At 67.3% G+C, this 25,645-nt stretch carries 25 protein-coding genes; 13 read left to right on the top strand and 12 right to left on the bottom strand.

All coding sequences use genetic code 11. The features are described from left to right. The first annotated feature begins 153 nt into the window (after window positions 1-153). The 3 genes from BLQ70_RS07240 (at window position 154) to BLQ70_RS07230 (ending at window position 2,788) form a co-directional block, all read left to right on the top strand. Window positions 154-903: a TerB family tellurite resistance protein gene (locus tag BLQ70_RS07240; RefSeq protein WP_091856429.1), complete on the top strand. Its 750-nt coding sequence runs from the start codon at window positions 154-156 to the stop codon at window positions 901-903. 10 nt (window positions 904-913) lie between these two features. Next, entirely contained in the window at window positions 914-1,717 is an 804-nt protein-coding gene (locus BLQ70_RS07235) for a peptidoglycan recognition protein family protein (RefSeq protein WP_091856428.1), read from the top strand. A gap of 129 nt (window positions 1,718-1,846) precedes the next feature. After that, window positions 1,847-2,788 (top strand): diguanylate cyclase domain-containing protein, encoded by a 942-nt coding sequence (locus tag BLQ70_RS07230; RefSeq protein ID WP_091856427.1) that lies wholly within the window; start codon window positions 1,847-1,849, stop codon window positions 2,786-2,788. Between the two features lie 64 nt (window positions 2,789-2,852). Here BLQ70_RS07230 and BLQ70_RS07225 read toward each other — a convergent pair whose 3' ends face one another. The 5 genes from BLQ70_RS07225 to BLQ70_RS07205 all read right to left on the bottom strand — a co-directional run bounded on the left by BLQ70_RS07225 (window position 2,853) and on the right by BLQ70_RS07205 (window position 9,655). Next, complete coding sequence (locus BLQ70_RS07225) at window positions 2,853-3,287, bottom strand: GNAT family N-acetyltransferase (RefSeq protein ID WP_244511932.1); 435 nt, start codon at window positions 3,285-3,287, stop codon at window positions 2,853-2,855. Between the two features lie 55 nt (window positions 3,288-3,342). Next, the gene (metH, locus tag BLQ70_RS07220; RefSeq protein WP_091856426.1) at window positions 3,343-7,095 is read right to left on the bottom strand and encodes a methionine synthase; all 3,753 of its coding nucleotides are present in this window, start codon (window positions 7,093-7,095) and stop codon (window positions 3,343-3,345) included. Window positions 7,096-7,099: 4 nt separating this feature from the next. Beyond that, complete coding sequence (gene metF, locus BLQ70_RS07215) at window positions 7,100-8,011, bottom strand: methylenetetrahydrofolate reductase [NAD(P)H] (RefSeq protein ID WP_091856425.1); 912 nt, start codon at window positions 8,009-8,011, stop codon at window positions 7,100-7,102. Continuing rightward, on the bottom strand, window positions 8,011-9,024 hold the full coding sequence (locus tag BLQ70_RS07210; protein WP_091856424.1) for an ArsR/SmtB family transcription factor: 1,014 nt from the start codon (window positions 9,022-9,024) through the stop codon (window positions 8,011-8,013). The genes metF and BLQ70_RS07210 overlap by 1 nt, the downstream gene beginning before the upstream one ends. 427 nt (window positions 9,025-9,451) lie before the next feature. Beyond that, window positions 9,452-9,655: a cold-shock protein gene (locus BLQ70_RS07205; protein ID WP_061966761.1), complete on the bottom strand. Its 204-nt coding sequence runs from the start codon at window positions 9,653-9,655 to the stop codon at window positions 9,452-9,454. Between the two features lie 275 nt (window positions 9,656-9,930). On the opposite strand from BLQ70_RS07205, the gene BLQ70_RS07200 reads away from it, so the two are divergent. Further along, window positions 9,931-11,100, top strand: a complete 1,170-nt coding sequence (locus BLQ70_RS07200; protein ID WP_091856423.1) for an alpha-hydroxy acid oxidase — start codon at window positions 9,931-9,933, stop codon at window positions 11,098-11,100. 122 nt (window positions 11,101-11,222) lie between these two features. On the opposite strand, the gene BLQ70_RS07195 is transcribed toward BLQ70_RS07200, so the two are convergent. Next, complete coding sequence (locus tag BLQ70_RS07195) at window positions 11,223-13,010, bottom strand: peptide ABC transporter substrate-binding protein (RefSeq protein WP_091856422.1); 1,788 nt, start codon at window positions 13,008-13,010, stop codon at window positions 11,223-11,225. A gap of 364 nt (window positions 13,011-13,374) precedes the next feature. Between BLQ70_RS07195 and BLQ70_RS07190 the strand changes: the two genes are divergently transcribed. Then, a complete protein-coding gene (locus BLQ70_RS07190; protein ID WP_091856421.1) occupies window positions 13,375-13,791 on the top strand; it encodes a DUF1801 domain-containing protein in 417 nt (138 codons plus the stop codon). Window positions 13,792-13,818: 27 nt separating this feature from the next. On the opposite strand, the gene BLQ70_RS07185 is transcribed toward BLQ70_RS07190, so the two are convergent. Both BLQ70_RS07185 and ettA read right to left on the bottom strand, forming a co-directional pair. After that, window positions 13,819-14,457 (bottom strand): VOC family protein, encoded by a 639-nt coding sequence (locus BLQ70_RS07185; protein ID WP_091856420.1) that lies wholly within the window; start codon window positions 14,455-14,457, stop codon window positions 13,819-13,821. Between the two features lie 137 nt (window positions 14,458-14,594). Next, a complete protein-coding gene (gene ettA / locus BLQ70_RS07180) occupies window positions 14,595-16,247 on the bottom strand; it encodes an energy-dependent translational throttle protein EttA (protein WP_091856419.1) in 1,653 nt (550 codons plus the stop codon). Between the two features lie 205 nt (window positions 16,248-16,452). Here ettA and BLQ70_RS07175 point away from each other — a divergent pair, with 205 nt between their 5' ends. Further along, the gene (locus BLQ70_RS07175) at window positions 16,453-17,259 is read left to right on the top strand and encodes an MBL fold metallo-hydrolase (protein WP_091856418.1); all 807 of its coding nucleotides are present in this window, start codon (window positions 16,453-16,455) and stop codon (window positions 17,257-17,259) included. A 10-nt stretch (window positions 17,260-17,269) separates the two neighbouring features. On the opposite strand, the gene BLQ70_RS07170 is transcribed toward BLQ70_RS07175, so the two are convergent. Further along, window positions 17,270-18,010: an SDR family NAD(P)-dependent oxidoreductase gene (locus tag BLQ70_RS07170; RefSeq protein WP_091856664.1), complete on the bottom strand. Its 741-nt coding sequence runs from the start codon at window positions 18,008-18,010 to the stop codon at window positions 17,270-17,272. Window positions 18,011-18,121: 111 nt separating this feature from the next. On the opposite strand from BLQ70_RS07170, the gene BLQ70_RS07165 reads away from it, so the two are divergent. Together BLQ70_RS07165 and BLQ70_RS07160 are read left to right on the top strand one after the other, a co-directional pair. Continuing rightward, window positions 18,122-18,739, top strand: a complete 618-nt coding sequence (locus BLQ70_RS07165; RefSeq protein WP_061966753.1) for a TetR/AcrR family transcriptional regulator — start codon at window positions 18,122-18,124, stop codon at window positions 18,737-18,739. A 95-nt stretch (window positions 18,740-18,834) separates the two neighbouring features. Beyond that, window positions 18,835-19,158: a hypothetical protein gene (locus BLQ70_RS07160; RefSeq protein WP_061966752.1), complete on the top strand. Its 324-nt coding sequence runs from the start codon at window positions 18,835-18,837 to the stop codon at window positions 19,156-19,158. Window positions 19,159-19,168: 10 nt separating this feature from the next. Here the strand turns inward: BLQ70_RS07160 and BLQ70_RS07155 are convergent, their stop codons facing one another. Further along, window positions 19,169-20,176, bottom strand: coding sequence for an aldo/keto reductase (locus BLQ70_RS07155; RefSeq protein ID WP_091856417.1), 1,008 nt, complete (start codon window positions 20,174-20,176; stop codon window positions 19,169-19,171). Between BLQ70_RS07155 and BLQ70_RS26120 the strand changes: the two genes are divergently transcribed. The 4 genes from BLQ70_RS26120 to BLQ70_RS07140 are packed head-to-tail and all read left to right on the top strand — an operon-like array spanning window position 20,175 to window position 23,445. Then, window positions 20,175-20,300, top strand: a complete 126-nt coding sequence (locus tag BLQ70_RS26120; RefSeq protein WP_280140793.1) for a hypothetical protein — start codon at window positions 20,175-20,177, stop codon at window positions 20,298-20,300. The two genes, BLQ70_RS07155 and BLQ70_RS26120, sit on opposite strands and share 2 nt — an antisense overlap. Before the next feature lie 30 nt (window positions 20,301-20,330). Next, window positions 20,331-21,992, top strand: coding sequence for a flagellar hook-length control protein FliK (gene fliK, locus BLQ70_RS07150; protein WP_091856416.1), 1,662 nt, complete (start codon window positions 20,331-20,333; stop codon window positions 21,990-21,992). Continuing rightward, window positions 21,989-22,282 (top strand): EscU/YscU/HrcU family type III secretion system export apparatus switch protein, encoded by a 294-nt coding sequence (locus BLQ70_RS07145; protein WP_091856415.1) that lies wholly within the window; start codon window positions 21,989-21,991, stop codon window positions 22,280-22,282. The genes fliK and BLQ70_RS07145 overlap by 4 nt, the downstream gene beginning before the upstream one ends. Continuing rightward, window positions 22,279-23,445 (top strand): GNAT family N-acetyltransferase, encoded by a 1,167-nt coding sequence (locus BLQ70_RS07140; RefSeq protein ID WP_139163499.1) that lies wholly within the window; start codon window positions 22,279-22,281, stop codon window positions 23,443-23,445. Before BLQ70_RS07145 ends, BLQ70_RS07140 begins: the two co-directional genes overlap by 4 nt. Here BLQ70_RS07140 and BLQ70_RS07135 read toward each other — a convergent pair. Next, entirely contained in the window at window positions 23,378-24,373 is a 996-nt protein-coding gene (locus BLQ70_RS07135) for a hypothetical protein (RefSeq protein WP_091856413.1), read from the bottom strand. The two genes, BLQ70_RS07140 and BLQ70_RS07135, sit on opposite strands and share 68 nt — an antisense overlap. Window positions 24,374-24,471: 98 nt before the next feature. On the opposite strand from BLQ70_RS07135, the gene mog reads away from it, so the two are divergent. Beyond that, window positions 24,472-25,017 carry a molybdopterin adenylyltransferase gene (gene mog / locus BLQ70_RS07130; RefSeq protein ID WP_091856412.1) on the top strand — a complete coding sequence of 182 codons (546 nt, stop codon included), beginning with the start codon at window positions 24,472-24,474 and terminating at the stop codon, window positions 25,015-25,017. Between the two features lie 4 nt (window positions 25,018-25,021). Here the strand turns inward: mog and BLQ70_RS07125 are convergent, their stop codons facing one another. Then, a complete protein-coding gene (locus tag BLQ70_RS07125) occupies window positions 25,022-25,591 on the bottom strand; it encodes a glutathione peroxidase (protein ID WP_091856411.1) in 570 nt (189 codons plus the stop codon). Window positions 25,592-25,645: the final 54 nt, after the last annotated feature.

The following is a 25,645-nucleotide window of genomic DNA, read 5'->3' as shown; positions in this document are numbered from 1 at the left end:
ATCAAGCAGGCGAATCGGCCGCCGCATTCCGGCCGCATTCCCGGCCGGAACCGGATTTTTGGCGCGGCAGGCCGTCGCACCGGGCGCTCTTGCGCGAACAAGCCCCCTTCTCCCATCATCGGCGCATTCGGATTCACCGGGATCGATTATGTGATGGCTTCCTCTTTCTGGGGCGCTCTGGGCGGCGGCGGGCTCGGCCTCGTGATCGGCGGGCCGCTGGGCGCACTCGTCGGCGCGCTGGCCGGCCATGTCCTGGTCGATCGCGAAGGCGCGCCGTTCGGCCCGGCACCGCGCGAGCTCGTCTTCACCACCGGCCTCGTCGCGCTCGCCGCCAAGATGGCGCGCTCGGACGGCGTCGTGACCTGCGACGAGATCACCGCCTTCCGCCGCATCGTCGAGGTCCCGCCCGATCAGCAGCAGCGCATCGAGGCCCTGTTCGATCTCGCCAAGCAGACCAGCGCCGGCTTCGAGGCCTATGCCTCGCAGATCGCAGGCGCCTTCAAGGATGAGCCCGCCCTGCTGGAGGATGTGCTCGACGGCCTCTTCCTGATCGCCGCTGCCGATGGCGCGATCCACGAGGCCGAGCACGCCTATCTCCAGTCGGTCGCCGGCATCTTCGGCATCGCCGAGCCCGATTTCGCCCGGATCGAGGCCCGCCATGCCCGCCGCCCGGACGACCCCTATCTCGTGCTCGGCGCCAGCCGCGAGATGGACGACGCCGAGCTGAAGCGCCATTACCGCCACCTCGTCGCCGAAACCCATCCCGACCGCGAGATCGCCCGCGGCCTGCCCGAGGAGGCGATCGCCATCGCGACGCGCCGCATCGCCGCGATCAACGCGGCCTGGGACGCGATCCAGAAAGAACGCGGCATGAGCCGCAGCCTCGCGCCCCAACCCGCCTGAGCCGCCTCCTATGACCGAAATCGCCCCGCTGGACGTCGCCAGACCCGACAGCCGCTTTGCCGCAAAGATCTTCCCATCGCCCAACCATGGCGAGCGCAAGAACCCGGACGGCACGCCCGGCCGCCGGCCCGACATGCTGATCCTGCACTACACCGGCATGCCGGTGGCCGGCGAAGCGCTGCAATGGCTCTGCAACCCGGTCGCGCAGGTCTCCTCGCATTATTTCGTCTTCGAGAACGGCCACACGCTCCAGCTTGTGCCGGAGGGCCGGCGCGCCTGGCATGCCGGCGCCTCGCACTGGGCCGGCGAGACCGACATCAACTCCTGCTCGATTGGCATCGAGATCGCCAATCCCGGCCATCCCGGCGGCCTGCCCGATTATCCGGAGGACCAGATCGTGGCGACGCTGAATCTGTGCCGCGACATCTGCGAGCGCTGGTCGATCCCGCCAGAGCGCGTGCTCGCCCATTCCGACATCGCACCCGGCCGCAAGATCGATCCCGGAGAGAAATTTCCGTGGCGTCGCTTCGCCGAAGCCGGCGTCGGCCTCTGGACGGAACCGGCCCCGATCCGTGGCGGACGCTTCTTCGCCCGCGGCGAGAGCGGCCAACCGGTCGAGGCGCTTCAGGCGATGTTCGCGATGCTCGGCTACGGCGTCACGGTCGACGGCGTCTTCGACGACAGGCTCGAAGCGATCGTCGCCGCCTTCCAACGCCATTGGCGCCCGGAAAAGGTCGACGGCATCGCCGATTCCTCGACGATCACGACGCTGCGCGACCTGCTCGCGGACGCGCAGGGCCCGCGGACGGCCTGAACCGGTGCGCGCCGAAAGAGCGGGGCAGCGGCGCACCAATGAAACGGTGGAATATCCGCGTGACGCAAGGTTCGCTTAACGCTCGCGGGCCTAGGCTGCCTTCCACCGGTCGACCGGCAGGAGGGCGCCGTGGATAGCCAGCAGCTCATCGCAGCCACCAAGCCCCTTTACGAGCGCTCGCTCGCGCCCGCCGCGCTCGGCGCCTGGGAATGCAACCTCGCCAACGAGACCCTGAGCTGGACCGACGGGGTCTACGACCTGTTCGGCCTGCAGCGCGGCAGCGAAATCTACCGCAAGGCGACCCTCGATCTCTACGAGGAGGGGTCCCGGCGCGAAATGGAGCAGCATCGCAGCAGCGCCATCCGCACCGGGCAGGGCTTCGCGCTCGATTGCCGGATCAGGGCGGTGAATGGCGACAAGCGCTGGATGCGCCTCATCGTCGGCGTCGGCTATCAGCATGGCCGGCCGATCCGCATCTTCGGCTCGAAGCAGGATGTCACCGCCGAGAAGGGGTTGTGGAGCGGCGTCTCCAGCCTCACGCGAGCGGAGCCCCCAGCGAGCCCCGCAGCACGCCGCAGCTTCACCGACGTCCTCAGACAGTTCCGGCAGGATCGGGGCCGGGCACCGGAATGCCTCACTCTCGCGATCTTCGAGATCGATCGCTTTCCGACAATCGTCGAAAACCATGGCCGGGCCGCCGGCGACGACGTCATCCGCTGCTTCGGCGAGCGCCTGCGCCGGCTCTTTCCCGATGCCCTGGCAATCGACCAGACGGGCCCGGCCGCTTTCGCCCTTTTGCTGCGAATGCCAGGCGACAAGGCTTACCTGGCCGCGATGCTCACCGGCACGCGCAAGCTGTTGTGCCGGCCGATCCCGCGCGGCTACCTCGTCATCGATTTCACGGCCTCGATCGGCGCGGCCCTGCTGAAGACCGAGGGCTACTGCGAGCAGAACGAGATCTTCGCGGAAGCCGAGGCGGCACTCCATGTCGCGGGCCTCGCCGGCGGAGACTGCATCCGCGTCTTCGACGGCCCGGTCACGGCCGTCAGCCGGGCAGCGCTCGCGGGTTAGGCGAGGCCCTCTTCCGCTAGGTCATCTCGTCATTCCGGGATTGTCCGGAATCACGGCCCAAAACTCATAGCTGCCGCGTGAAGACGATCTGTCCGTCGAGGCCGCGTCCCCGGTCGTGCCAGCCATGGCGGCGATAGAAGCGCTCCGCCCGCGTGCCGGCGCCGGTTTCGAGCCAGGCCTGGGCATGGCCCGCAGCCTTCAACCCGGCCAGCGCCGCATCGAGCAACGCCCGGCCATGGCCGCGCCCCTCTTGCGCCGGATCGATGAACAGGGCCCAGATCAGACCGGTCTGATGGTTGGCGCAAGCGAAGCCCGCGATCTCGCCCGCGCTTTCGGCAACGAGGAAGATCGCATTATCGCGATACCAGGCGACCTCCTCGGCCGTCACCTTCGAGGGATCGCTCAGGATGTTCTCGCGCACGGCCATACGGATGGCGTGGATGCGCGGCTGATCCGCCGCCACCGCCTTGCGGATCAGCCTTGTCGCGTCAGTCGTCACGAATTCTCTCCGGCGCTGCCGCAGGCGTGATGCCCGCCGTAGCGCTGGAAGGCAACTACTCCGCCGCCTGCAGGCGATAGGCCGCGGTGTCGTAGTTGAGGATCGGCGCCAGCCAGCGCTCGACCTCCTCGATCGTCATGCCCTTGCGCGCGGCATAATCCTCGACCTGGTCGCGCTCGACCTTGGCGACGCCGAAATAATAGGCCTCCGGATGCGAGAAATAGAGCCCCGAGACCGAGGAGCCCGGCCACATCGCATAGCTCTCGGTCAGCTTCACGCCGACGCGACGCTCGGCCTCCAGCAGCCGGAACAGGGTCGCCTTCTCGGTGTGGTCGGGCTGGGCCGGATAACCCGGCGCCGGGCGGATGCCGCGATATTCCTCGCGGATCAGATCCTCGTTCGAGAAGGCCTCGTCCGGTGCGTAGCCCCAGAACTCCTTGCGCACGAGCTGGTGCATGCGCTCGGCGAAAGCCTCGGCGAAGCGATCCGCCAGCGCCTTGACCATGATCGAGCGATAGTCGTCGTTGTCGCGCGCGAATTTCTCGGAGATGCGCTCCTCTTCCGCCCCGGCCGTGACGGCGAAGGCGCCGATATAGTCGGGCGCGACGCCTTCCGGCGCGACGAAGTCCGACAGGCAGAGATTGGGCTTGCCGTCTCGCCGCAGGAGCTGCTGGCGCAGGCCGTGGAAGGTCGCGAGCTCATCGGCCCGGCTCTCGCCGGTATAGAGGCGGATGTCGTCGCCGACCGCATTCGCCGGCCAGAAGCCGATCACCGCCTTCGGATTGAACCAGCGCTCCTCGACGATACGCTTCAGCATCGACTGCGCATCGTCCCAGAGCGCGCGCGCGGCCTCGCCCTGCTTCTCGTCCTGCAGGATCGCCGGGAAGCGGCCCTTCAGTTCCCAGGTCTGGAAGAACGGCGTCCAGTCGAGCACCGGCACGAGATCGGCGATGTCGTAGGTGCGGAAGGTGCGCGTACCCAGGAAGCTCGGCTTCGGCGGCTGGTAGGCTGTCCAATCCGTCTTGAAGGGATTGGCGCGGGCCTTGGCCAGCGGTAGGCGCTGCTTGTCGGCTTCCGAGCGGCGATGCGCCTCGGCGACCTTGGCGTATTCCGCCTGCACGCCGGCGACATAACCCGGCTTCTGCTCCTGCGAGAGCAGGCTCGAAACCACGCCGACCGCGCGCGAAGCGTCATTCACATGCACCGCCTGGCCGGCGTTATAGGCTGGATGGATCTTCACAGCAGTATGGACGCGACTGGTCGTCGCCCCGCCGATCAGCAGCGGGATGTCGAAGCCCTCGCGCTCCATCTCGGAGGCGACCGTCACCATCTCGTCGAGCGAGGGCGTGATCAGCCCGGAGAGGCCGATGATGTCGACCTTCTCCTTGCGCGCCGTCTCCAGGATCTTCTGGGTCGGCACCATCACGCCGAGGTCGATCACCTCGTAGTTGTTGCACTGGAGCACGACGCCGACGATGTTCTTGCCGATGTCGTGGACATCGCCCTTGACCGTCGCCATCAGCACCTTGCCGGCGGCCGAGCGCTCGGAGCCGCCGTTGAGGCGCTTCTCCTCCTCCATATAGGGCATGAGATAGGCGACAGCCTGCTTCATCACGCGGGCGGATTTCACCACCTGCGGCAGGAACATCTTGCCCGCGCCGAAGAGGTCGCCGACCACGTTCATGCCGGCCATCAGCGGGCCCTCGATAACGTGCAGCGGCTTCTCGGCGCGCTGGCGGGCCTCTTCCGTATCGGCCTCGATGAACTCGGTGATCCCGGCGACCAGCGCATGCTCCAGCCGCTTCTCGACCGGCAGTTCGCGCCAGGCGAGGTCCTTGCCTGAAGCCGCGACGGAGCCGTCCCCCTTGAAACGCGGAGCCGCCTCCAGGAGCCGCTCGGTCGAATCCTTGCGGCGGTTGAGGACGACGTCCTCGCAGAGCTCGCGCAGTTCGGGGTCGAGATCGTCATAGCTGCCGAGCTGGCCGGCATTGACGATGCCCATGTCCATGCCGGCCTTGATGCAATGGTACAGGAAGACCGAATGCATCGCCTCGCGGACCTTCTCGTTGCCACGGAACGAGAAGGACAGGTTCGAGACGCCGCCCGAGATATGGGCATGCGGCAGGCTCTCGCGGATGGCGCGCGTCGCGTTGATGAAATCGTTGCCGTAGTTGTCGTGCTCTTCGATGCCCGTCGCCACCGCGAAGATGTTCGGGTCGAAGATGATGTCCTCGGGCGGGAAGCCGATCGTCTCAGTCAGCAGCTTGTAGGCCCGGGTGCAGATCTCGATCTTGCGCTGGAAGGTGTCGGCCTGCCCGACCTCGTCGAAGGCCATCACGACCACCGCCGCGCCGTATTGCCGGCAGATGCGCGCCTGCTCGAGGAAGGCGTCCTCGCCCTCCTTCATCGAGATCGAGTTGACGATCGGCTTGCCCTGGATCGTCTTGAGACCGGCCTCGATCACCGGGAATTTCGACGAGTCGACCATGATCGGCACGCGCGAGATATCCGGCTCGGAGGCGATCAGGTTGCAGAACTCGGTCATCGCCTTCTCGGAATCGAGCAGGCCCTCGTCCATGTTGATGTCGATGACCTGGGCGCCGTTGGCGACCTGATCGCGCGCCACATCGAGCGCCGCAGCATAGTCGCCGGCCGTGATCAGCTTGCGGAACTTGGCCGAGCCGGTGACGTTGGTGCGCTCGCCGACGTTCACGAAGGGAATGGTCTCGTCGAGCGTGAACGGCTCCAGCCCGGCGAGCCTCAGCCAGGGCTTCGGCTCGGGAATCTGGCGCGGCGCCTTGCCGGCGACGGCCTGGGCGATGGCGCGGATATGGTCCGGCGTGGTGCCGCAACAGCCGCCGACCATGTTGACGAAGCCGGAATCGGTGAACTCCGCCAGCATCTGGGCGGTCGCTTCCGGCCGTTCGTCATAAAGGCCGAATTCGTTGGGCAGGCCGGCATTCGGATAGGCGCAGACCAGCGTGCCGGCGATGCGCGACATGTCCTTGATATGCGCCCGCATCTCGCGCGCGCCGAGCGCGCAGTTGAGGCCGATGGTCAGCGGCGCGGCGTGGCGCACGGCGTTCCAGAAGGCCTCGACCGTCTGGCCCGACAGCGTGCGGCCCGAAAGATCGGTGATCGTGCCGGAGATCATCACCGGCAGGCGGATGCCCTTGGCGCGGAACACCTCCTCGATCGCGACGATCGCGGCCTTGGCGTTGAGCGTATCGAAGATCGTCTCGATCAGCAGCAGCTCCGAGCCGCCGTCGATCAGGCCCCTCACCTGCTCGGCATAGGAATCGCGGACCTGATCGAAGGTCACGGCGCGGAAGCCGGGATTGTTGACGTCGGGCGAGATCGAGAGCGTGCGGTTGGTCGGGCCGATCGCGCCGGCCACGTAACGGCGGCGCCCGTCTTCCTTCTCGGCGATCATGGCCGCCTCGCGGGCGAGCCGCGAGCAGGCGACGTTCAATTCGTAGACATAGGCCTCCATGCCGTAATCGGCCTGGGCGATCGAGGTGCCCGAGAAGGTATTGGTCTCGACGATATCCGCACCCGCCCGGAAATAGGCGAGATGGATGTCGCGCAGCGCCTCGGGCTGGGTCAACGCGATGATGTCGTTATTGCCCTTGAGGTCGTGATTGAAGCCCTTGAAGCGCTCGCCGCGGAAATCGGCTTCCGAGAGCTTCAGGTTCTGGATCTGCGTGCCCATCGCGCCGTCGAGCACGAGGATGCGTTCGCGCGCGGCCTTGCGCAAAGAGCGCTCGATCTCGGCGCCGTCGACGGGAGCGGGAATGAAGTCGGACATAGGCTTACTCCGCCGCCACGGCCTGCGCCGCCGGCTTCTCGGGCTTCAACCCCACGAGATGGCAGATGGCATAGACGAGGTCGGCCTTGTTCATCGTGTAGAAATGCAGGTCGGTGGCGCCGCGATCGATCAGGTCCAGCACCTGCTCGGCGCAGACGGCAGCCGCGACGAGGCGGCGCGTCGCGACGTCGTCTTCCAGCCCCTCGAAGCGGTCGGCCAGCCATTGCGGCACGCTGGCGCCGGTCTTGCGGGCGAAATTCGCAGTCTGCTTGAAGTTCTGGACCGGCACGATGCCGGGCAGGATCGGGATCTCGATGCCGCGCGCCCGGACCTTGTCGAGATAGCGGAAATAGACGTCGTTATCGAAGAAGAACTGGGTGATCGCCCGCGTCGCGCCGGCATCGACCTTCTTCTGGAGCGCATCGATATCGGCATCGAGCGAGGCGGCCTCCGGGTGCTTCTCCGGATAGGCCGAGACCGTCACCTCGAAATCGCCGATGCGCTTCAGGCCTGCGACGAGGTCCGAGGTCTGATGATAGCCCTGCGGGTGCGGCTCATAGATCGTGCCGAGCCCGCCGGCCGGGTCGCCGCGCAACGCCACGACATGGCGCACGCCGGCGTCCCAATAGGATCGGATAACCTCGTCAACCTCCGCCTTCGAGGCCGAGACACAAGTGAGATGCGCCGCCGGCTTCAGCCCGGTCTCGTCGACCATGCGCTTGACGGTGGCGTGGGTGCGCTCGCGGGTGGAGCCGCCGGCGCCATAGGTCACCGAGACGAAGCTGGGACCGAGCGGCTCGAGCCGGCGCACGCTGTCCCACAGCGCGACCTCCATCTCCTCCGTCTTGGGCGGAAAGAACTCGAAGGACACGCGCGGACGGCGCGAGCCGTGGCGGCTGGGGCGGAAAGCATTCATCACGCAACCTCGAGATTGATCGTGCGGACCGGCGGATCGGCCTGGACGCGCCGGTCGCGGCCACGCCAGAGCATGACCGGGAGCTGGCCCGAGCCGCCATCGGCAAGGGTGACTTCGCGGGAAAGATCGCAGGACAGGCCCGCCTCGGCGAACCAGGCCGCGATCTGCTGGCGGGAGAAGCCGAGCCGGCGATGCGCATGCTCGGTCCGCAGGAATTCCATCTCGTGCGGGGCGAAATCGACGACGATCAGGCGCCCGCCGGGCGCCAGCATCGCGGCCGCCTCACGCACAGCCCGGCCGGGATCGTCAAGGAAATGCAGCACCTGATGGATCACGACGAGATCGAAGGAGCCGCGCGGGAAGGGCAATGCATAGATGTCGCCCTGCCGGAGCTCGACGCGCGACAGCCCCGCCTGCTCGAGATTGGCCCGGGCCACCGCCAGCATCGCATGATTGGCATCGACGCCGACGGCGCGGCCGAATTTCGGCGCGATCCGCTCCAGCATCCGCCCCGTGCCGGTGCCGAGATCGAGCATCGCGCCGGGCGAGCCTTCGCCGACCGCCTCTTCGACCGCCGCCTCGACAGCATGGTCGGGCACATGCAGGCCGCGCAGCCGGTCCCAGTCGCGCGCGACGCTGGCGAAGTAGTTTTGCGCGGCCTCGGCCCGCGTTGTCCGGACGGCGGTGAGGCGCTCGCGATCGGCTGCGAGCACCGGGTCGCTCAGGTCGAGCCAGGCGGCGAGCGACGCGGCAAAGGCGCCGCCAGGCCCGGTCTCGTCGAGGCGGAAGAAAGCCCAGGCCCCCTCGCGTGAACGCCGGACCAGCCCGGCCTCGGCGAGCAGCTTGAGGTGGCGCGAGATGCGCGGCTGCGACTGGCCGAGGATGTCGGTGAGATCGGACACCGAGAGCTCGCCTTCGGAGAGCAAAGCGAGAATGCGCAGCCGCGTCTCCTCGCCGGCGGCCCTGAGGCCCGCGAGAAGCACATCGGAAGACAATGTCGTCGGCTGCCGCACGCGCTGGCGTCCTCTGTCGACAAGGAAAAAGATATAAAGATATCTTTATATCGAACGCACCGTTCGTGCAAGCGGATTGTCGTGCGGAAGATAGGACGGACTCTTCCTTCTCCCGCCGGGATAAGGTGGCTCGGCGAAGCTGAGGCGGATGGGCGCGCGATCTTCCCGCGTCAGCCGCGCGGCGCTTCTGCGTGAGCGAAAGAACCAGAGGGCCGCCTGGTGCGTCCGGCTCCGCGCATCCCACGGATTCTCAAGCAAGAAAACCCCGCAGGCCAGACCTGGACGGGGCTTTCGGCGCATCATGTCGTATCAAAGGAACAGCGCCGGACATACGGCGACAACGCCGATCCGGTCGTCATCTTTCAGGCACGCGCTCGCCAGCATCCCGCCGCGCGCGGCAGGCGAACCTCACGGCGACAGAGCAGTCTCAGAGTACTTTCAGATCGCCCGCGGCCGTCTTGCCGCGCTCGGTCTTCAACTCGAACGAAACCTGCTGCCCTTCCGTCAGCGTCATCATGCCGGCCTCTTTCACGGCCGTGATGTGAACGAACACATCCTTGCCGCCTTCCGCCGGTTGAATGAAGCCGAACCCCTTCTCAGTGTTGAACCATTTCACGGTTCCGGTCGCCATCGCCACATCCCTCGAAGCCAAAGCGTCTCTCACCGGCACTGAACGCATGGCCCCTATGCCGGCAAGGTAGGATTGACCGAAAACCGATCCTTGTCGAGATGAAAGCTCAGGCAAGCCCTGCCGCCTTTCGTCAAGGTTTCGTCAGCGTGATCCGTGTCTTGGCACAGGGCGGTCTCCTGACGCAGGCCCGTTTGCGCGGCAAACGGTTGCGCCCTGCCGGCCAGCATGCGAGCAAGCCGGAAGGACAAGACGGGACGCCAACGGCGAGACGAGACATGGCCCAGCCCCTGACCATCGAAGACCTGCGCCTTCTGGCCAAGCGCCGCGTGCCGCGCATGTTCTACGACTACGCCGATTCCGGCGCCTGGACCGAGGGCACTTACCGCGCCAACGAGACCGATTTCGCCAAGGTCAAGCTGCGCCAGCGCGTCGCCGTCGACATGACCAACCGCTCGCTCGCCTCGGAGATGATCGGCCAGCCGGTCGCGATGCCGGTCGCGCTCGCCCCCACCGGCCTCACCGGCATGCAGCACGCCGATGGCGAGATCCTCGCGGCCAAGGCCGCGGCCAAGGCCGGCGTGCCCTTCACCCTCTCGACCATGAGCATCTGCTCGATCGAGGATGTCGCGAACCACACTCAGGCGCCGTTCTGGTTCCAGCTCTATGTGATGAAGGATCGCGACTTCATCTCGCGCCTGATCCAGCGCGCCAAGGCGGCCGGCTGCTCGGCTCTCGTGCTGACGCTCGACCTGCAGATCCTCGGCCAGCGCCACAAGGATATCCGCAACGGCCTCTCCGCCCCGCCGAAACCGACCCTTGCCAACCTGATCAACCTCGCCTTCAAGCCGCGCTGGTGCCTGAAGATGCTGGACACGCCGCGCCGACAGTTCGGCAACATCGTCGGCCATGTCACCGGCGTCGCCGACATGTCCTCGCTCTCCTCCTGGACCGCCAGCCAGTTCGACCCGCAGCTGAACTGGGACGACGTCCAGTGGATCAAGGAGCAATGGGGCGGCAAGCTGATCCTCAAGGGCATCCTTGATCCGGAAGACGCCGAGATGGCAGCCAAGAGCGGTGCCGACGCGCTGATCGTCTCGAACCATGGCGGCCGCCAGCTCGACGGCGCGCTCTCCTCGATCGAGGCCCTGCCCGGCATCGTCGAGCAGGTCGGTAACCGCGTCGAGGTCCTGTTCGATGGCGGCATCCGCTCGGGCCAGGACGTGCTCAAGGCGATCGCGCTCGGCGCGCACGGCACCTTCATCGGCCGCGCCTTCCTCTATGGGCTCGGCGCCATGGGCGAGCAAGGCGTCACCGCCGCGCTCGACATCATCCGCAAGGAGCTCGACACCACCATGGCGCTCTGCGGCCTGCGCGACATCAAGGATGTCGACGAGCGCATCCTCGTCGGCGGCCGCGCCGGAGCGATCAAGCGGCTGGCGAGCTGACACAGCTCCTCCGGCCAAACAGCCAACAACCATCGAAAAGGCCCGGCGGAGCAGCTCCGCCGGGCCTTCTTCATTGCATCACCCTTGCAGAGATCGCTCTCCGCAAGGGACCGATTTCCAGATCAGGCGCGATACCAGGACGAGAGGTTCCAGGTGTCGACGTCCCAGCCCGAATGGTCATGCGAGAGGGTGTTCGACGCGGCGACGACCTTCTTGCGCGACAGGATCGGCAGGATGACGTTGGCCTCGCAGAAGATCTCGTTGACCTTGATCAGCAGCGCTGCGCGCTTGGCCGGGTCGAGCTCCTTCTGCGCGGCCTTGTAGGCCTCGTCCGCAGCCGGGTCGGTGTAGCGCGAGACGTTGCGGCCCAGCCACTTGTTCTCCTTGCTGGCGACTTCCCAGGAGGTGAACTGGTTGAGGAAACGCTCCGGATCGGGCTGCGGCTGCGTGGTCGTGTACATCTCGATGTCGGTATAGAGCTTGGTGTAGGTGTCGGGGTTGGCGACGTCCGACGAGAAGAACACCGAGGCCGTCACCGACTTCAGCTCGATATCGATGCCGGCGCGCTGGCAGGCCTGCTTGATGATGGCCTGCACCTTCTGGCGCGGAGCGTTGATCGAGGTCTGGAAGACGTATTTGAGCTTCTTGCCATCCTTCTCGCGGATGCCGTCCGAGCCCTTCTTCCAGCCGGCATCGTCGAGGATCTTGTTGGCCTTCTCGATGCTGAACTCGTACTTGAGCTTCTCGGACTTGAACTGCTTGGGCTCGTTCACGAAGCTCGCCGTGGCAGCGCCGGCGCGGCCATAGATGAACTTCTGGATCGAGTCGCGGTCGATCAGCAGGTTGATCGCCTGGCGCACGGCCGGGTCCGACAGGGTCGGGTGCTTGGTCTTGGCGCTCGAGCGCTCGCCATCGACCTCGGTCCACGGGTCGGTCGTGTTCAGCGTGACGAACTCGATGTCACCGGCCGGGGCCGCACTGATCTTGCCGCGACCGCCCATCTCCATGCGCTTGAGGACTTCGTCCTCGACCAGCGTATCCCAGGCGTAGTCATATTCGCCGGTCTGCAGGACGGCGCGGGCCGCCGAGACCGCATCACCACCGCCCTTGATCTCGAACGTGTCGAAATGCGGACGATTGGCGACGTGATAGCTCTCGTTGCGGGTGCCCGACAGGATGTCGCCCGGCTTGAACTCGGCGAACTTGTAGGGGCCGGTGCCGACGGGCTTCAGGTTGGCCGGAGCCTCGCGCGACTTGGCGCCCTTGTACTCGCCGAAATGATGCTTCGGGATGATCATGCCGGCGACGCCGACGAAGGGGTCGGCCCAGAACGGCGTCGGCTTGGCGAAGATCACCTTGACGGTGAAGTCGTCGACCTTCTCGACCTTGATGTCCTTGTAGGCGCCGGTGGTGTAGGCGGCGGTCGCCGGATCGGCGGCATATTCCCAGGTGAAGACGACGTCCTCGGCGGTGAACGGCTTGCCGTCATGCCACTTCACGTCCTTCTTCAGCTTCCAGGTGACGGTCGTGCCATCCTCGGACAGGCCGCCATTGGCCTTGCTGGGAACCTCGGCCGCGAGCTGCGGGATCAGGTTGCCTTCCTTGTCCCAGCCGGCGAGCGGCTCGTAGAACACGCGCGAGGCGATCTGGTCCTTGGTGCCCGAGGCGAAATGCGGGTTGAGCAGGGTCGGGGCCTGCCACAGCAGCATCTTGAGCGGGCCGCCGCCGCCGGCCTTGGTCGGCTTGTATTCGAGCGTGGCATTGGCCATCGCGACATCGTTCCAGGAGAGGATCTGGGTCGCGATCGGCGCGGTGATGCCGAGCGCCGCCATCTTCTGGATGAAGGAGCGCCGCGACAGGCCGCCCTTCTTCACGTCCTGCACCATACCCTGGATATACTGGCTAGTCATAATCAACCTTCACGTCATGGCAGCAAGAACACGATCAACAACTTGACCAGTTCCAGATCGGATTTATCAGATCCAAGGCGTAGAATAGCCTTGGGCGCGACTCTGCTCCTAGGAGCCGCTGGCTTAATCATAACTTAAGTCGCCAGAAGAGAGCCGCATACCGGGCCTGCTTGCCACTCGTAGCCCCCGCCGAAATACGCTGATTCCCAAGGGAAAAGCGCTGCCCGCCGGACTAATCGGGAGCCATGTCACAGCGTCGCAGTCGACGCCGGGGCGTTCCCCAGCGCCGCAAGCGGCGGTTGCAGACCGCCTGCCCGCCTCCCTACCATGGCCGCGCCGGGGCACGCCCGGCAGGAGCGACAGCATGAGCGAAGACGACAGGCCGCGCCTTCTATCGGGCGGCAACCCGCAGATCCCGAAGGGCGCCGGCGATGCTCCGGTGCAGGCCTATATCGCCGCCATGCCCGGCTGGAAGAGCGCGATCGGCCAGCGTATCGATGCGCTGATCGTCAAGGCCATACCGGATGTGCAGAAGGCCGTGAAATGGAACTCGCCATTCTACGGCATGGGCAACAGTGAATGGTTTCTCGGCCTCCACTGCTTCACGCGCTATGTGAAAGTGTCTTTCTTCAAGGGCGCCTCGCTGGATCCGATCCCGCCCGGCCCGTCCAAGCAGAAGGAGGTGCGCTATCTCGACATCCACGAGAATGACGCCTTCGACGAAGCCCAGTTCTCGGACTGGATCAGGCAGGCGAGCCGGATACCCGGCGAACGGATGTAGCCCGCCATCGTCGGCCGGACGCGACGGTCAGGACAATTCCTTCAGCCCGCCGGGCGTGCCGATCTGTGCGCGATAGCGCAACTCTGGCCCATGGCTGACGACGGGTCCCCGCTCCGTCCCAAGCTCCAGCAACAGCGCCTTGATTGCCTCGGCCTCCGGATGCTCCAGCGAGAACCCGCGCAATCGGGCGCCGAGATCGGCGATCGACGCCATCGAACGCGCCTTGCCGCGCCGGTCTATGAGCGAAGGCACCGCCCCGCCCGAGGGCAACGAGCCGTCATCGGGAATGGCGAAATCGAAGGCCGGAGCGTCCATCGGCAGCGCAACCTTTCGCCCGAAGATCGCCTCCCGGCCCGCAAGGACAGCGTCGATCCCGTCGGTTCGGGCGACCCAGCCGCGCAAACGGCGGCCGGCATCCCAGTCCCGCTTGACCTGCTTCTCGTCGTCGAGCCCGAACCAGCGGGCCCGCCCGAGAGGCGCCCCATCGGGATCGCGCGCGACGATCTCCAGATAGATCATGTCGCCGAGCTGAAGCAGATGGTTCCAGGTCCCCATGTAGCCGTGCCGCTGGCCGAAGGGGACGTCGAGATCGAGGCAGTCACGAACATGCGCGACGCCCTCCGCGAGCGTCGGAGCGATCACGGTGAGATGGTCGAGGGTCAGCATGCCGTCAGTTGAAGCCGGGGCGCGGCGGCAGTCCAGCCCGGGCGTAGCCCTGCCTTGCCTCATCTTGAAGCAAGACATGAAAAAGCCCCGCGGACCTTGCGGCACCGCGGGGCTTTTTTTATTCAGATATCAAGCACTCAGCGCGAGAACTTCTTGTACTGGATGCGCTTCGGAATGGTCGAGTCGATGCCGAGGCGGCGCTTCTTGTCTTCCTCGTAATCGGCGAAGTTGCCCTCGAACCACTCGACATGGCTGTCGCCCTCGAAGGCGAGGATATGGGTCGCGATGCGGTCGAGGAACCAGCGATCGTGGCTGATGATCACGGCGCAGCCGGCATAGTCCTCAAGCGCCTCTTCGAGCGCGCGCAGGGTATCGACGTCGAGGTCGTTGGTCGGCTCGTCGAGCAGCAGCAGGTTGGCGCCGGACTTCAGCATCTTGGCGAGATGGACGCGGTTGCGCTCACCGCCGGAGAGCGAGCCGACCTTCTTCTGCTGGTCGCCGCCCTTGAAGTTGAAGGCCGAGCAATAGGCGCGGGAATTGATCTCGCGCTTGCCGAGATAGAGGATGTCGTTGCCGCCTGAGATCTCCTCCCAGACGTTCTTCTTGTCGTCGAGCGAGTCGCGGCTCTGGTCGACATAGCCGAGCTGGACGCTCTCGCCGACCTTGATCGTGCCGGCATCGGGCTTCTCGACCCCGGTGATCATCTTGAACAACGTCGTCTTGCCGGCGCCGTTGGGGCCGATCACGCCGACGATGCCGCCGGGCGGCAGCTTGAACGAGAGCCCGTCGATCAGGAGCTTGTCCTGGAAGCCCTTCGACAGGTCCTCGAAATCGACGACGTTGTTGCCGAGCCGCTCGGCGATCGGGATAATGATCTGGGCGGTGTCCGGCCCCTTGTTGTTGGCCTTCTGGACGAGCTCGTCATAGCGCTGGATGCGGGCCTTGCTCTTGGCCTGGCGGGCCTTGGGCGAAGCGGCCATCCATTCGGCTTCGCGCTCCAGCGTCTTCTGGCGAGAGACGTCCTCGCGGCCTTCCTGGGCCAGGCGCTTCTGCTTCTGCACCGACCAAGCCGAGTAGTTGCCTTCGTAGGGGATGCCCTGGCCGCGATCGAGCTCGAGAATCCAGCTCGTGACGTTGTCGAGGAAATAGCGATCGTGGGTGACGATCAGGATCGCGCCCGGATAGGTCCGCAGATGGCCTTCGAGCCAGGCGGTGGTCTCGGCGTCGAGATGGTTGGTCGGCTCGTCGAGCAGCAGCAGTTCAGGCTGCTCCAGCAGGAGCTTGCACATCGCGACGCGGCGGCGCTCGCCGCCCGAGAGCTTGTCGACCTGCCAGTCATCCGGCGGGCAGCGCAGCGCGTCCATCGCCTGGTCGACCTTGGAATCGAGATCCCACAGCCCCTTGGCCTCGATCTCGTCCTGGAGATTGGTCATCTCGTCGGCGGTCTCGTCCGAATAGTTCATGGCGAGCTCGTTGTAGCGGTCGAGGATCGCCTTTTGGGGAGCGACGCCGAGCATGACGTTCTCGCGGACGGTCAGCGTCTCGTCGAGTTTCGGCTCCTGCGGCAGGTAGCCGACGCGCGCGCCTTCGGCGACCCAGGCCTCGCCGGTCCACTCCTTGTCGAACCCGGCCATGATCTTGAGCAGGGTCGACTTGCCGGCGCCGTTGACGCCGAGCACGCCGATCTTGGCATCCGGGTAGAAGGACAGGTGGATGTCCTTCAGCACCTGCTTGCCGCCCGGATAGGTCTTGGACAGGCCGCGCATATGATAGATGAACTGGCGGGACATGAGGCGAGCGGGCTCCGCTTTCGGGGGCTGCGACACGGGATGTCGGGAAATCTGGCCGCTATGTAGCGACCGGGCGCGCCGCCCGCAACCGCCTGCCGGTGGAGCAGGTGCCTTTCACAAAACCGGCAGAGCGATCCGGGCACCCTTCCCCCGGCCCGGCTTTTGCCGGAAGCTCTGATGGCCTGAACGCTGCCGGAGCCCGCCGATGAGCCTGCCCGCCGTCCTGTTGCGTATTCTAGTGAGTCTGACCCTGGCGCTGCTGGCCACGCTGCCCGCCCGCGCCCAGTCGAACGAACCCGGCTGCCGGCCGGAAATGGCGAGCCTGCGCCTGCCGATCCAGCGGGTGCAACTGGCGAAGGACGAGGCGAGGCTCACCTTCGTCGGCCACGCCACCTTCCTGATCGAGACGCCGGGCGGCGTGAAGATCGCAACCGATTACAACGACTATGTCCGCCCGCCGGTGACGCCCGACATCGCCACGATGAACAAGGCGCATTCGACGCATAACTCGCGCAGCCCCGATCCCGCGATCAAGCATGTCCTGCCCGGCTGGGGCCTATCCGGCCAAGGCGCGGCGCGGCACGACCTCACGCTCGGCGATGTCCGGGTCCGCAACGTGCCGACCAATATCCGAACCTATGAGGGTGGCACCGATTACGACGGCAACTCGATCTTCGTCTTCGAGATCGGCGAGCTTTGCATCGCCCATCTCGGCCATCTGCATCACCCGCTGGAGCCCGGCCATCTGCGGGCGCTCGGCCGGGTCGACATCGTGCTCTTCCCAGTCGACGGCAGCTACACGCTCGACCAGTCCGGCATGCTGGATGTCCTGAAATCGATCCAGGCGCGGGTGATGATCCCCATGCATTTCTTCGGCGGCGGCACGCTCTCACGCTTCCTCGCCCGCACCCAGGATATCTGGCCGGTCGAGCGCCGCGACCAGGCGACGATCACGCTGAGCAAGGCGACGCTGCCGGCCAGGCCCACCATGATCGTCCTGCCCGGGCATTAGGCCAGCGGCGTCAGGTGTTCACGCCGCCGTCGATGGCGAAGCCGGCGCCTGTGATGAAGCGCGCTTCCTCGCTGGCGAGATAGGCGACGAGCCCGGCGATGTCCTCCGGCTGGCCATAGCGCGGGATCGCCATGCGCGCCCGCTGGGCGTCGGCACCGGGGCCGCCGGCCGGATTCATGTCGGTATCGGTCGAGCCGGGATGGACGATGTTGACGGTGATGCCGCGTGGCCCGAGATCGCGCGCCAGCCCCTTGGTGAAGCCGATCAGCGCCGCCTTGCTCATCGCGTAGAGCGTGACATCCGGCTCGACGACCCGGTCGGCGAGGCAGGAGCCGGTCGAGATGATCCGCCCGCCCTCGCCGAGATGCGCCGCTGCGGCCTGCGAGGCGAGCACCACGGCGCGGACATTGACGGCAAGCGTCGCGTCGATATCGGCGAGGCTCCAGTCCGCGACCGGGCCGCCGCGATAGATCCCGGCATTGTTGACGAGGATGTCGAGCCCGCCGAGCACCTTCGCGGCCTGGTCGACCGCGCCCGTCACCGCCGCAGGATCGGCGCTGTCGGCAGCGATGGCGAAGCCCTTGCGACCGAGCGCCTCGATCTCCTTCACGACCGCAGCTGCCTTGTCGGCGGAGCGTTCATAGGTCAGCGCGACATCGGCGCCCTCGGCAGCGAGCCTGCGGGCGATGGCGGCGCCGATTCCGCGGCTGCCGCCGGTGACGAGAGCGCGCTTTCCGGCAAGGCGTGACATGGCAAACTCCATTTATGTGATGATCGATACATAATAACTGGCGCGCTTGCCTGCGGGCGTCAAGTCAAATATATAGTGATCGTAACAGAATATTTGTGAGAGAGGCGAGCCATGGCCGAACGCGGCCGTCCACGCAGTTTCGACCGGCTGGCGGCGCTGGAGCGCGCCATGGAGGTGTTCTGGGAGCGCGGCTACCAGGCCGCCTCGATGAGCGACCTCACCGAAGCAATGGGCATCAATTCGCCCAGCCTCTACGCCGCCTTCGGCAGCAAAGAGGAACTTTACCGCGAGGCCATCCACCATTTCGCCGCGACCGAGAGCGACGACATCCTCGCGCCGCTACAGAACGAACCGACGGCACGCGCGGCGCTTGAAGGCTATCTGATGGCCAGCGCCCGGACCTTCACCCGGCCCGGCCGGCCGCCGGGCTGCATGGTCGTGCTCTCGGCGGTGAATGCCATCGGCGTCGGCGACGAAACCAGCCGCATCCTGCGCGAGATGCGCGCCGGTAGCGTCGGCATGATCGAGGAACGGCTGCGGCGGGCGAGCGCCGAGGGCGAATTGCCGGCCGCGTTCGATCCGCATCCGGTTGCGAGCTACTACGTCACCGTCCAGCAGGGCATGTCGATCCAGGCGCGCGACGGTGCTTCGCGAACAATGCTGGAGACGATCGCCCAGGGCGCGATGGCGGCCTGGGACAGCCTCACACGGCCACGCGCAGCCGCCTGAGCGCCGGCGTTAACGCCTCGCTGAGGCTGATTTCAGGCTTTCCTTGCCGTTGCGGCAGATCGCGGCATCCTCTCGGCAACCGGGAGACCGTTCTCATGCGCCGCATCGCCGCCCTTGCCTGCCTGCTCGCGACCGCCACCTTGCTGCCCGTTCAGGCCGAGGCCGCCAAGTTCCGCGTCGGCGGGCGCAGTTCGGCCGCGCCAGCCAAGACCAGTCGCAGCGTCGTCGTCGTGCCCGGCATCGCCGCCGGCGCTAGCCGCTCACAGGCCGCGACTGGCCAGCCCCAGCGCGTCCCCTTCCCGCCGGCAACCGCCCAGCGCGAGGAACCCGTGCCACTGCGCCTCACCGCGAACAGCGAGGCCAAGAAGCCGTGGTGCCAGACGGATGTCGTGGTCAACGGCTTCTGCATGATGAACTGAGGGATCGATCTCAGGCGCGGCTGACGCGCCCTTCCAGCGGATAGGCCGGGTCGCTGTAGCCCGGCGTCGAGGGGTGACCAGCCGGCACCAACCGGTCGACCAGCGCCTCGTCCTCCGCGTCGAAGCCGGCATCGAGCGCCGCGAGATAGGCTTCCCACTGCTCGAAGGTTCGCGGCCCTGCGATCGCCGCCGTGACGAAGGCGTTGTTCAGTACCCAGCGCACCGCGAACTGGATCGGCGTCAGCCCCTTGCGCGCCGCATGGTCCTTGATCGTCTGGGCGATGACCAGGCTCTCCTCGCGCCATTCCGCCTGCATCATCCGGCGGTCGCCGCGCCCGGCGCGCGTGCCCTCCGCCGGCGCCTGCCCCGGCGCGTATTTCGCGGTCAGAACGCCGCGCGCCAGCGGCGAGTAGGAGGCGACGCCCAGCCCGAAATAGCCGCAGGCCGGCAGGTGCTCGACCTCCGGCATGCGGTTCATCGCGTTGTAGTAGGGCTGGCTGACGACGGGGCGGTCGATGCCGAGATCGTCGCAAAGCCGGCAGATCTCGGCCAATCGCCAGGCGCGATAGTTCGAGACGCCGAAATGCCGGATCTTACCCTGGCGCACGAGATCGGCGATCGCATGCACCGTCTCCTCCAGCGGCGTCGTGTGATCCTCCTTGTGGAGGTAGTAGATATCGATGGTCCCGGTGCCGAGCCGGCGCAGGCTGTCCTCGCAGGCGCGCATGATCCAGCGCCGCGACAGCCCGCCATTCATCGGCCCCTTGCCCATGGGGTTCGCGACCTTCGTCGCCAGCACCCAGTCATGACGATGGTTGGCAATGGCGCGGCCGGAGACCTCTTCGGACTGGCCCTCGTTATAGACATCGGCCGTATCAATGAAATTGATACCGGCTTCGTGCGCGCTGTCGATGATCCGGCGCGAGGTCGCCTCGTCGGCCGGGCCGCCGAACATCATGGTGCCCAGGCAGAGCGGCGAAACCTTGAGGCCGGAACGGCCGAGACGGCGGTAATCCATGGCTGAAATCCTCGAACGCGATGGCCAACCCTGCCGCAGCGGCGCGCCCGAGGCCAGCGCCCGGCGCGCAGGCACGCCCTGCATGACGCGGCCGGTCGGCAAGGAAACGCTTAATCTTTCATGACAGGGTACTGCGTCCTCACGTGGTCGCCCGATGAATCTCGCCCAGCTCTTCAAGAGCCAGACCCTCGCCACTCTGCTGCAGGCGCTCGACGCAGGCGGAGAGCTGACGGCTGGCCGGACGGTGCAGGCCAGGCTCGCCTCGCTGGAGCCGGATGGCACCGCGACCGCCATGATCGGCGAAACCAGGGTCGCGCTCATCCTCGCCGGTCCGCAGGCGAGGCAGGCGGCTCTGCAGCCAGGCGCCACCCTGCTGTTGCGCCTCGATCCGCCCGAACAGCAAGGCGGCGATCTGCGCGCTACCTTGGTCGAAGTGCGCCCGCCCAATGCGCCAGCGCCCGGGCAAGCCCAGGCGCAACCAGCCCCAGCGCCCACGCCTGCGCAGCCGGATGCAGCCCCGGCATCACCGGCTTCGGTCCGCCCGCCGATGGCGTCTGTGCCTTCTCCTGTTCCACAGGCTGCCACGCCGGCTGCGCCGGCTGCCGCACAGGCCGCGCACCCGCCTTCCCCGGTGGCGATGCAGCAGGCCTTCCTGCAGCAGGCCCTGCAGACGCTCGGCCCTCCTGCGGCCCAAGTGCCCGTACCAGCACCGGCCGCGGTGGCGCACGCACCTGCGGCGCTCACCGGTCCGGCTCCTGCCAGCACGTCCCCGGCAACCTCGGCAGCGACCGCAGCCGCTTTCCCCGCCATACCGACAGCGGTGATCGCCCGCGCGATCGCCGGACCGCTGCTCGGCCCCGTCCTGCAGCGGCAGGCTGGGCTCGCCCCGCTCTTCGCCAATCTGCGTGCGCTGGCACAGGGAACGATTTCGCTGGCCCTGCCGAAAACGCTGCCGCCCGCGATCCAGCAGGTGCTCGCTCAGGCCGTTCCGGCCGAGCGGCAGGCGCCGACGGCGGCAGGCCTCAAGCAGGCCTTCCAGGCCTCCGGGCTCTTCCTCGACACGCGGCAGGCCGCGGGCCTGCCGCAGCCCCGGCAGGGCGACCTCAAGGCCGGGCTGCAGGCGCTGCGCGAGACCTTGCTGCCGATCATCGACGCCCTGTCGCTGGACCCGAAGGCGGGCCGACATGAGCACGACAATGGTCAGGCGGTGGATCGGCCGGCGGAGCTCGCTTCCACCGACCAGCCCGCCCGCCTCGCCCCGCCGCGCCGGGACGGCCCGCTCGCGCTGCAACCCGCCGTCGAGCCAACGCTCCACCCGGCCGAGAAGCCGCTCGTCATCGCCGAGACGCTGCTCGACCAGACCGAAGCCGCGCTCGACCGGATCAAGCTTGCGCAATACGCCTCGCTGCCGCTCGAGCCCACCCGGCAGGACGGCACGCAAGCAGCGCAGCGCTGGCTCGCCGAGATCCCGATCGCCTTCCATCAGGGCACCGCGATCCTGCCGCTCCAGGTCGAGCGGGACGCCCCGCGCCGCGACGCGCAAGGGGTGAGCCCGCCGCTCTGGCGCATCCGCTTCGCGCTCGATGTCGAGCCGATGGGGCCGCTGCAAGGCGTCGTCACTTTGCAGGGCCGCGATGTCGGCGTCTCGATCTGGGCCGAGCGCGAGGAGACCAGCCAGCTCCTGCGCGGCGCCGCGCCCGGCCTCGAAGGCGCGCTGCTCGATGCCGATTTCGCCAGCGGTGTCATCGACATCCACACCGGCCAGCCCCGCGTGATGCAGCCGACCGCCGGCCAGTTCCTGGACCGTCTGTCATGAGCACGCCGCGACCGCCCCGCATCGCCGTCGCGCTGGAATATGACGGACATGGTGCGCCGCGCGTCACCGCCAAGGGCCGTGGCGAACTGGCCGAGCGCATCGTCGAGACAGCCAGGGAGCACGATGTCGAGGTCGAGCAGAACGCGCTCCTCGCCCAGGCGCTCTCGGCGGTCGAACTCGACGACCAGATTCCCGAGGAACTCTACCGCGCCACGGCGCAGGTGATCGCCTTCGTCCTCGCCCTGCGCGGCGAATGGCGCCTGCCGAACCGGAACGGCCATCGGTCTTGAGCACGGGAATCGTCGTCAGGCGCCTCGGCCCCGCCGCTTACGCGGAGCTGGGGCCGGTTTTCGCGGAACTCGCCCGCCACGCGCTCGAGCCCAATCCGCATATGGCACCGGCTGCGGTCTCGGCCGCGACGACGCTGGTGCCGGAGGACGAGATCGTCGTGCTCTGCGCCTGGCTCAGCGAAGCGCTCGACTTCGAACAGCTCGTCGGAATCTGGGCCTTCCGGCGCGTGAAGGGCTGGCGCAGCGGCTTCGCCCCGGCTCTCGCCGCGCCACTCGTGCCGCTCTACGAAGTGTCTTCGCTGCCGGTGCTCGACCGCGACCACGCGGCGGAAGCGGCCCGCGCCCTGATGCGCTATCTGCGCGCCTCGCGCGACCTGCCGCACCGTTTGCTGCTGCCGCTGCTGCCGCTCGACGGCCCCTGTCATGCCGCCCTCGCCGAAGCCTGCCGCCAGACCGGCAGCGCGATCTCGACCTATGAGCGCTGGGTCCGCCCGGTGATGATCCCGCGCCCGGAGGACAGCTTCGAGAGCTATCTGCGCCGCGCACTCGGCTCCGCCTACAAGAAGCGGATGCAGCAGTTCCGGGCCGTGGCGAAGCAGGGCGCCCTCACCTTCCGGCGTAACCGGGGTCGCGGCGCGCTGGAGGCGCTCGACGCCTTCCTCACGCTCGAAGCGTCCGGGTGGAAAGGCGAAGCCGGCACCGCCATCGCCTGCCTGCCGGCCGACGCCGCCTATATCCGCCGCCTGGCCGAGCTTTGCGCCAACGACGACACGCTGCTGATCGACACCCTGCTGCATGACGGCCGCGCCATCGCCATGGGCCTGCTGGTCGAGAGCGGCAACCGCCGGCATTTCCTCAAGATCGCCTATGACGAGACGCAAAGCCGCCATTCGCCCGGCCGGACCCTGACGATCGCCATGCTGCAGGCCGATTTCAACGGGACACCGCCGGCCTTCTTCGACAGCGGCGCCGGCGAAGGTGTCGATGCCGGCACCTATGTCTGGGGCGAGCGCCGCGAGATGGCCAATGCCATCATCCGCGTCGGCCCCGGCCGCTCCGGCGCAGCGCAGGCCGCGGCCCTCAGCCGGATGTGGCTCAGGCGCCTGCGGGAAGCCGTCCGAGCCCGATCCGCCCGAGCAGCCAGCGGCCGACCTCCGGCTTGAAATGCAGGGTGTCGAGCCAGTAGCGCGACGACGCCTTGGCGGGATCGAAATCCTCGAACGGATGGCCTGAGACAAGATCATGGAACGGCAGGCCGCGCGCCGCCGCCAACGCGGCGACGTCCCGCCGCCAGGCCGCCAGTTCGGCGCCGCGCCCGCCATCCATGACGAGCTGCCGCTGGGCCGCGCTCATCGGCGACAGCACGATCGTGACCTTCCGCGTCCGAAGCAGATCGAGCGCGCGTTCGAGATGGGTCAGATCGCCCGGCCGGTAGACCATCGCCGCGATGTTCTGCTCGCGGGTGATCCTGCCCACCAGCTCCGCATCGAAATCCGGCGTCGCCTTGTAGCCGTCGCCATGCCAGAGGCCGGGCTCCGTCCTTCGGGACTGCCGCCCGCGCAGGTTGTCGATCGCCTTCGGATTCAGCACGATCGAAACGAGGGCTTCCCGACGCCCCGATGCCGTCGCGAGCTGCCGGTCGATCGGCGGTGGCGGCGGCCAGGCGGTGAACATGAAATAGTCGAGCTCGATCACGACCTGCCTGACGCTGCCGACATCGACGGCCAAAGCCGCGAGCGTCGGCAATTCGCGCGCCATCAGGGCGGAGACGCCGGCATTGTAGACTTGGCCCCCGACGCCGGAGGCATCGCGCGGATCGAGGCCGCGATAGACCACCGACGAGCCGATCAGCAGCGTCTGCGGCTTCAGCCTCGCAATCTGGAGCGGCTTGATCAGGCGCATCTCGACATCGAGCAGGCGGCTCGCGCCGGCGCCGTCACGGGTCCAGGGCGGGCTGTCGCGGAACACCCAATAGGGGTCGCGCCAAAGGGTCAGCACTGTCAGAAGCCCAACGACAAGCATCACCGTCGCCGCGAAGCTGGCGGCGAAGCCGTTGCCGGTGGGAGATGGGGCCGAGGCGGCAGAGCGCATGGCGCTGCGCTACCAGATCGCTCCGGAGCTGGCGAGAGGCCCGCTTGACCATTCATCCACGCCACCGATAGAGCAGGCCCGCCCGCAGGAGAGAGCCGATGACCGCGACCGCCCGGATTGGAATCGTCACGGTCTCCGACCGCGCCTCGGCCGGCATCTACGCCGATGAGGGCGGGCCGACGATCCAGGCCTATTTCGCGAAGGTCCTGACCTCGCCTTGGGAAGCGGTGGCACGCGTCATCCCCGACGACCGCGCGGTGATTGCCGAAACGCTGCGTGATCTCGCCGACCGCGAAGGCTGCTGCCTGATCGTCACCACCGGCGGCACCGGCCCCGCCCCGCGCGACGTCACCCCCGAGGCGACGGAAGATGTCGTCGAGAAGCCGATGCCCGGTTTCGGCGAACTGATGCGCCAGGTCAGCCTCGCCAAGGTCCCGACCGCGATCCTCTCGCGCCAGACGGCCGGCATCCGGGGCAAGTCCCTGATCGTCAACCTGCCCGGCCGCCCCCGCGCCATCGCCGAATGCCTGGACGCGGTGATGCCGGCGATCCCCTATTGCATCGACCTGATCGAAGGGCCCTGGCTGGAGACCGATCCGGCTGTCATTGCGGCGTTCCGGCCGGGCGCAAAGCCAAAAGCCTGAACGACTACCCCGCCGCCAGTTCCCGCCCGATCGCCTGCACGAGCTGCGGCGAGAGTGGATCGGTCGCGGCCGGGAAACCGCCGAGCAGCGCGCCGTCACGGCCGACCAGGTATTTGTGGAAGTTCCAGCGCGGCGTGTCGGCCGGCTTCTCCGACGCGGCCCAGCGATAGAACGGATGCGCCTCCGGTCCGCGCACCACGCTCTTCTCGACGAAGGTGTAGGTCGCGCCATGGCTCTGCCGGGCGGCCTCGGCGATGGCCGTGCCGTCGAGCGGTTCCTGCCCGCCGAAATCATTGCTCGGCACCGCGACGAGCATCAGCCCGCGCGTCTGGTAGCGCTGCCAGAGCTGCTCCAGCGTCGCCATCTGCCCGGCATAGCCACAGCGCGTCGCCGTGTTGACGATGAGGATCGGCCGACCGCGATAATCGGCCAGCGGCAGGCGCCCGCCCCCCGGTTTGTCGAAGCCGAAAGCATGGGCGCCGGTGAGAGCCTGCGCCACAGCCTCGCGAGAGATGAGGCCAGCAGAAGCCGCTCCGGCGATCCCGGCGACGATCTGGCGGCGTGACGGCAGCATGGCTTCTCTCCGATCCGACAACCGAACCGGCGCATCATGCCCGAAAGCAGAAAG

The sequence above is a fragment of the Allobosea robiniae genome (assembly GCF_900102525.1).
Lineage (GTDB): Bacteria > Pseudomonadota > Alphaproteobacteria > Rhizobiales > Beijerinckiaceae > Allobosea > Allobosea robiniae.
The sequence above is the reverse complement of the archived record's forward strand: the minus strand, read 5'-3'. Positions and strand labels throughout refer to the sequence as shown.